This window comes from Brevibacillus sp. FW301-21C12A (assembly GCF_058788915.1).
The window spans coordinates 20,780-27,472 of the sequence record NZ_JBYTBG010000032.1 but is presented as its reverse complement, the minus strand read 5'-3'; the positions used below and the strand labels follow the sequence as shown (position 1 = coordinate 27,472).

Below are 6,693 nucleotides of genomic sequence, written 5' to 3'. Positions count from 1 at the left end.
ACTCGACGCCGCCAAACTGCAAGAAGAGCTGAAAGCAGGCAAGACATTGGCAGCCGTAGCGGAAGCGCAAGGCGTATCTGTGGATGATGTTGTGGCTCTGCTCGTAAAAGAGCAGGAAGCCAAGCTGAAAGAAGCAGTGGAAGCAGGCAAGCTGACACAGGAACAAGCCGATAAACTGAACGAAAACGCAGCAGAGCGCGTAAAAGAAATGGTGCAAAACACGCATCCGGGCAAAGGACCAGGCAAAGGCTTCGGATTTGGATTTGGCTTCGACAAAAACGAAGAACTGTTGTCCTTGCTGAAACTCGACGCCGCCAAACTGCAAGAAGAGCTGAAAGCAGGCAAGACATTGGCAGCCGTAGCGGAAGCGCAAGGCGTATCCGTGGATGATGTGGTAGCCCTGCTGGTAAAAGAACAGGAAGCCAAATTGAAGGAAGCGGTCGAAGCAGGCAAGCTGACGCAGGAGCAAGCGGACAAGCGCAGCGAGGAGTTGGCTTCCATGGTGCAAAAAATGGTGGAAGGCAGCTTTGAGAAAATCGCCATCCGCAAACATGACCTGAAAAAAGAAGAGCAAGGCACAGCGAGCGAGCAATAACAGCGCTGCAAACAAGTCAGGCGGGAGCACATCTCGCCTGGCTTTTTGCGTCTCTGTCGCTGTCTCCGTCTCCCTTCCTCCGCATATGGCAGGCCGGACTGCATGGCGAGATATCTTTCGCCACGCAAAATAACGTTCCGGGATCGCGCGCAGTCGGCCGATTTGCCCCTGTAAGCTCGCGTGTGCAGGAGGAAAAAGGACAAACCCCGAATTGACACGCAGCAGGAAAACACGATACATTCAAGGTAACTTATACCGTAATGAGGTGGCATGCTGTAAGATGAAAAAACCGTCTACCGATGTTTTGTACCAGGAAGAGTCGACCTACGTGGACATGCTGTTGCGAAAAAGCTGGAGTATGCGCATCGCAGAGACTGTCGCCTTCGTTTTGGGCATGATGATTCTCGCCCAGTTTTTTCCGAGCAATGACACGACCTTCAAAGTGCTTGCCTTTGCGATTGCCATTGCGGTCGTCGGCCTGGCACCGTTCCTGTACAAGGCGACCATGCGTCCTGTGTACAAGCTGACGAAGACTCACCTGATTGTCAGCATCTCTGGCAAAGAAACCAGCTACCCGCTGTCAGAAGTGGAGCAAGTTTACGAAGGCCGCCATTTCTACCGTTTGGGAGGCAAAAAAGAATCGCTGATGGTTTCCAGGCAGTTTCTCAGCCATTTGAATGAGCGCTTGTTTTACTATCATAAAGGGAACAAGAGGAGATAGAAATGAAACCGTTTTGTCGTGACACTTGGGTTGAGGTTGATTTGGACGCCATCCGGGCCAATGTCGAGACGTTCCGCGGCCACTTGCCGAAAAGCACGGGCATTATGGCTGTCGTCAAGGCAGACGGCTACGGTCATGGCGCTGTGCATGTCGCCAGAGAGGCGCTGGCAAGCGGTGCCGACTCTTTGGCAGTAGCGATGCTCGATGAAGCGATCATCCTGCGGACAGCGGGCATAGACGCGCCGATACTGGTGCTCGGGTACACCCCGGCTGATTCGGTCGAGCAAGCCAGCAGGCTGAATGTAGAACTGACGGCGTACAGCCCGGAATGGATCGTTTCAGCGAATCAGCGGCTGGAACAGGCTGAGCTTCGCCCTGTCGGTGTGCACGTCAAAACCGACACAGGCATGGGACGCCTGGGCGTTCGGACGACAGATGATTTGCTCGAAGTGGTAGCGGCGCTTGAAAACAGCGCCAAGCTGGAATGGACAGGCATTTTCACGCACTTTGCCTGCGCGGATGAACCGGATACGACCCATGTGCGACGACAACACGAGACGTTTCAATCCTTTTTGCAGGCGCTGCGCGAGCAAGGGAAAAAGTTGCCGAAAGTTCACTGCTGCAATACGGCGGCAGCGATCGCTTTTCCCGATTGGGGGTATGATACGATCCGTTTAGGCATAGGTTTATACGGATTGTATCCTTCTCCGTACATGAAAGAGCGAGCGGACGTCCCTCTTGTCCCTGCTCTTTCCCTGAAAACCAGAATTGCGCATGTAAAGACCGCTGTAGAGCCGTTTACGGTCAGCTATGGCGCTACGTACACAGCAAAGCTTGGCGAGCGGATCGCGACGCTGCCGATCGGATACGCAGACGGGTACTCCCGCCTCTTGTCCAATCGGGGAGAAGTGTTGTACAATGGTTCCCGCTATCCAATTGTCGGGCGAGTCTGCATGGACCAGATCATGGTCAGGCTGGAGCCGGGCGCAGGGCAGGTCGATGAGGAGATCGTTCTGTACGGTAAGCAGGGAGACGAGGAAATCTCGCTGGATGAGGTTGCCGCTTTGCTCGGAACGATCAACTACGAAGTTCCCTGCATGCTGAATTACCGGATTCCGCGCGTCTATGTTCGCAACAAGGAAGTGGCCGAAGTGTTCCATCCATTGGCGATGAAACACGCGCCAGGAAAAGTGTAAATAACTAGCAAACAAAAACCAGCAGGAATTTTGTATTGGAGCGCGAATATTAGTTAAGCGCAAATGTGGGCTTTTTTGCCTGAAAAGCGTACGGATAGGTATATTTTTGCAATGGTTTCGACATAATGGTATTGTTCATGCTGGCTGTTCTTTCAAGAACTGGCATGGTAGATGGAAGTTACGGTCATGGTTGGAGGTGGATTTGTCTTGTCGAAGTCAAACACGAAACGCATCATGATCAGTTTGCCGCAACACTTGCTACAAGAAGTGGATGGCGTCATTCAAAAGGAGAAATCCAATCGCAGCGAGTTCATTCGCCAGGCGATGCATTTGTATTTGAAGGAGCGTAAAAAACGTACGATCCGCGAGACAATGCAAAAAGGGTATATGGAGATGGCGAAGATTAATCTGAAAATGGCATCGGAGGCTTTTGGCGCTGAAGAAGAGGCTGACCATACTCTTGTCCGCTTAGTTAGCGGGGTGTGACCAGTGATTGTCAAACGTGGCGATGTATTTTTCGCGGACCTGTCACCGGTCGTTGGCTCTGAGCAAGGAGGCGTGCGGCCTGTTTTAGTCATTCAGAACGACATTGGAAATCGATTTAGTCCGACGGTCATCGTCGCCGCCATTACGGCCCAAATTCAGAAGGCAAAACTGCCTACGCATGTGGAAATTGACGCAAAAACATATGGATTTGATCGTGACTCCGTCATTTTGTTGGAACAAATACGAACCATTGACAAACAGAGGCTGACTGATAAGATTACCCATCTTGACGACGAGATGATGGATCGGGTCAATGAGTCTTTGCAAATCAGCTTGGGACTCATTGATTTCTAAAAATGAATCAGGCACTGGAGAGGAAAAGCCACTTGGGTGAAGCAAGTGGTTTTTTTGCTATGGGGGCAGGAATCGCTGTATGTGTAGCGAATGTGTTTGGTGAGAATAGTAGACAAAAAGTGACACGATTTGCTATTACTTCCGAGGTAGAGAAAAAACTTCGATCGCATTCATTTCATTATTTCTACCTATTAAGTGAGGGCGGAAGGGGTTTTTTGATTGTGGCAGAGCTGTAGTCCTGAGACAATCAAGATAGAACGAGAAGCAGACATAGTGACAGCGAGGCAAGTGGGGCGAAATATGTCGAGACAGCTCGGCTTCGGTACAATCATGCAGTCCCGAATCGCCACTTCCATCTCTGAACTGGCTCGCAACATTTTTTTGTACGCGGGCACTGGGACGATTACCATAGCGCCGATCGAACAAAACGGTGTGATCGGCTTGCAGTTGACAGCAATAGATGCGGGGCCGGGAATCCCGGACATCCGCAAGGCATTGGAAGACGGCTACTCCACTTCCGGTGCGCTAGGAGCAGGGCTGCCTGGGGTCAGGCGGATGATGGATGAATTTGAGATCCACAGCTCTCCTGGCGAGGGCACGCGTGTTGTCGTCGTGAAGTGGAACAGCCCGATAGAGGAGGGGGTAGATAGATGGTAACCCGAAGCCTGGAAGAAGAGTACGTAAAGCTTCTTCGGGATTACCTGAACGGCCCAGGCGAGGATCAGCTATACGTCGCCCAGCAGATGGGCAAATGGCTGCTCGCGCGCAATGTTTCGCCAGAGGAACTGACAGACATGCATGGGCGGGCATTGGAAAAGCTGGGGGAGGTACCGGAGTTCGTGCGTGCCTCCTTTTCTGTCCTGACCGAAGTGATGATTGAATACGGCAATGAACACCGATCCGTACATAGCTGGCGAAGCCGGCATCAACAGATGGAGGCAGAGCTGACCGTGGCGCAGACGATGCAGCAGACGCTTTTGCCGAGCCAACTGCCCGTTTACCCCGGACTGGAAATTGGCCTTGTCAGCATAGCCGCCAAGCAAATGTCGGGGGACTACTACGATTTTATTTGCCAGGATGCAGAGCGGTTTTGCCTGACTGTCGCAGATATTACCGGAAAAGGCATTTCCGCGGCCATGTGCATGTCCATGCTCAAATACGCGATAGACAGCTTGCGGGAAATGCCGCTTGGCCCTGACGAAATGCTTCACCACCTCAACCGGATTGTCGGGCGCAATATCGACCCCAGCATGTTTGTGACCATGCTCTACGGGTCTTACGATACACACGAGCATTGTTTCCGTTACGCAGTGGCGGGGCACGAGCCAGGCTTTTTGTACCGGGCTGCGGAAGGCGCGTTTTACGATTTGGCGGGCCAAGGCTCCGTGCTGGGACTCAGCCCGAACAGTGAATACGAAGTGCAGGAGGTTCGCCTGGAACCGGGAGATGTTCTGATTCTTCTGACGGATGGTGTAACAGAATGCAAAAAAAGCCGATATTATTTGCAAAGGGATGAGCTCGTACTTCAGATGCAAGCCGAAGTGGGCGTCCATGCCCAGAAAATGGCGAACGCCCTGTACAACAGGCTGCTTACGCTCTCCCAATTTGAACTGCTGGATGATTACACCATGATCGTACTTCGCAGAACATGAAGCAATGCAAAGGAGGGAGATGGCGATGGATTTGTTTTTGGAAACAACCAGCCAGGAAACAGAGCATCGAGTGGTCCTCGGGGGCGATATTGACGCGCATACCGGACCAAAAGTGAAGGAGACGCTCATGTCCCTCGCGAATGAGCCAGGCACAAGCCACCTCTTGGTTGATTTGGAAGCCGTCGAGTACATGGACAGCACGGGCATAGGAATTTTCATCGCGGTCATGAAAGCGTGCAAGCAAAAGGAATGCGCGTTTGAGGTTCAAAAGTTGTCTCCACGCGTGGAAAGGCTGTTTCGCATCACGGGCTTGTACGAACATATTGCCATCCGCAAAGGAGAGAGCGAGTAATGGCTCAACAAAAACCTCAAGCTGACGTGATCCGGTTGACGCTGCCCAATCAGACGGAATATTTGGGCGTAGCGCGGCTCACTGTGTCCGGGATCGCGAATCGCATGGGCTTTTCCTATGAGGAGATTGAGGACATCAAGCTGGCGGTAGGGGAAGCGTGCACGAATGCAGTGAAACACGCGTACAAGCAAAAAGAAGAGCTTGGCTTTATCCACATAGAATGTCAGGTTTGCCGGGATCGTCTGTGTATCGAGGTAAGCGATCAAGGCGTAGGGTTTGCGAGTGAACTGATGCCGGAACAACTGACACCGATTTTTGCAGGCAGAGACCTTGAGGATCTGGATGAGGGAGGTCTGGGGCTTTATCTGATCCACACGCTCATGGATGAAGTCGTGATTCGCTCTGAATCGGGAGTGGCGGTCTCCATGACCAAGTATGTTCGGCGGGATGGGGTGGCTGGCGATGACTGGACAAGCTCGGAAACGGAAGTATAGTCCGGAGGAGCTGCGGCAGCTCATTCACCTGTATGGGCAGACGCGAGATGACAGCCTGCAGGAGCAACTGGTGACAGCCTATACTCCTCTGGTAGAGACGTTGGCCAAAAAGTTTGTGCGCGGACAAGTCATGTACGAAGACCTCGTTCAAGTGGGTATGATCGGCTTGCTGGCTTCTTTGCGCCGGTTCGATCCTTCCTTCGACAGAACGTTTGAAAGCTTTGCGATCCCGACCATCGTCGGGGAAATCAAGCGGTATATCCGGGACAAGACGTGGAGCGTGCACGTTCCGCGTCGCGTGAAGGAGCTCAGCCCCAAGATCAAGCGTGTGGTGGACGAGCTTACAGCCAAGCTGCAGCGTTCGCCGCAAATCTCAGACATCGCAAGCTGCCTGGGCGTGACGGAAGAGGCTGTCCTGGAAACGCTGGAGATGGGGCGGAGCTACCATTCCCTGTCGATGGACAGCGAGCTGGAAGCAGACAACGACGGCAACACGATCACACTGCTGGACCTCGTCGGCCAGCAGGAAGCGGGCTACGGACAAGTCGAGCAAAACCTGATGCTCGACCGGGCACTGCACGTTCTGGACAAGCGCGAAAAAGAAATCATACATTTAACCTTTTATCAAAATTTGAGCCAGAAGCAGGCCGGAGACATCATGGGCATGTCCCAGATGCACATTTCCCGTTTGCAGCGCAGGGCGCTGGGCAAGTTGCGGGAGGCTTTGCGGGTAGAACAACTGGAAACGGCAAAGACAGCGACATAGACATAACGGGAAAATGGGAAGAGGGGCGTGTGCGCCTCTTTTTTTTGTACAGATAAGAATTTATAAGATTCTTATCC

9 protein-coding genes and 1 pseudogene are annotated in these 6,693 nt (G+C 52.5%); all 10 read left to right on the top strand.

From position 1 onward, the window contains the following. Positions 1–595, top strand: a pseudogene (locus AC3WQH_RS18210) (hypothetical protein); the annotation flags it as partial. 280 nt (positions 596–875) lie between these two features. Next, complete coding sequence (locus AC3WQH_RS18205) at positions 876–1,316, top strand: hypothetical protein (RefSeq protein WP_005830198.1); 441 nt, start codon at positions 876–878, stop codon at positions 1,314–1,316. A gap of 2 nt (positions 1,317–1,318) precedes the next feature. Continuing rightward, entirely contained in the window at positions 1,319–2,512 is a 1,194-nt protein-coding gene (gene alr, locus AC3WQH_RS18200) for an alanine racemase (RefSeq protein WP_005830200.1), read from the top strand. A 186-nt stretch (positions 2,513–2,698) separates the two neighbouring features. After that, a complete protein-coding gene (locus AC3WQH_RS18195; RefSeq protein ID WP_025845698.1) occupies positions 2,699–2,998 on the top strand; it encodes a CopG family ribbon-helix-helix protein in 300 nt (99 codons plus the stop codon). Positions 2,999–3,001: 3 nt separating this feature from the next. Then, positions 3,002–3,352: a type II toxin-antitoxin system PemK/MazF family toxin gene (locus AC3WQH_RS18190; RefSeq protein WP_005830205.1), complete on the top strand. Its 351-nt coding sequence runs from the start codon at positions 3,002–3,004 to the stop codon at positions 3,350–3,352. A 219-nt stretch (positions 3,353–3,571) separates the two neighbouring features. After that, complete coding sequence (locus AC3WQH_RS18185; protein WP_026558265.1) at positions 3,572–4,009, top strand: anti-sigma regulatory factor; 438 nt, start codon at positions 3,572–3,574, stop codon at positions 4,007–4,009. After that, positions 4,003–5,004, top strand: a complete 1,002-nt coding sequence (locus AC3WQH_RS18180) for a PP2C family protein-serine/threonine phosphatase (RefSeq protein WP_007776949.1) — start codon at positions 4,003–4,005, stop codon at positions 5,002–5,004. Before AC3WQH_RS18185 ends, AC3WQH_RS18180 begins: the two co-directional genes overlap by 7 nt. Positions 5,005–5,029: 25 nt before the next feature. Then, the gene (locus tag AC3WQH_RS18175) at positions 5,030–5,356 is read left to right on the top strand and encodes an anti-sigma factor antagonist (protein ID WP_005830210.1); all 327 of its coding nucleotides are present in this window, start codon (positions 5,030–5,032) and stop codon (positions 5,354–5,356) included. Beyond that, on the top strand, positions 5,356–5,850 hold the full coding sequence (gene rsbW / locus AC3WQH_RS18170) for an anti-sigma B factor RsbW (RefSeq protein WP_005830211.1): 495 nt from the start codon (positions 5,356–5,358) through the stop codon (positions 5,848–5,850). The genes AC3WQH_RS18175 and rsbW overlap by 1 nt, the downstream gene beginning before the upstream one ends. Then, positions 5,819–6,616, top strand: coding sequence for an RNA polymerase sigma factor SigB (sigB, locus tag AC3WQH_RS18165; protein ID WP_005830213.1), 798 nt, complete (start codon positions 5,819–5,821; stop codon positions 6,614–6,616). The genes rsbW and sigB overlap by 32 nt, the downstream gene beginning before the upstream one ends. Positions 6,617–6,693 lie beyond the last annotated feature (77 nt).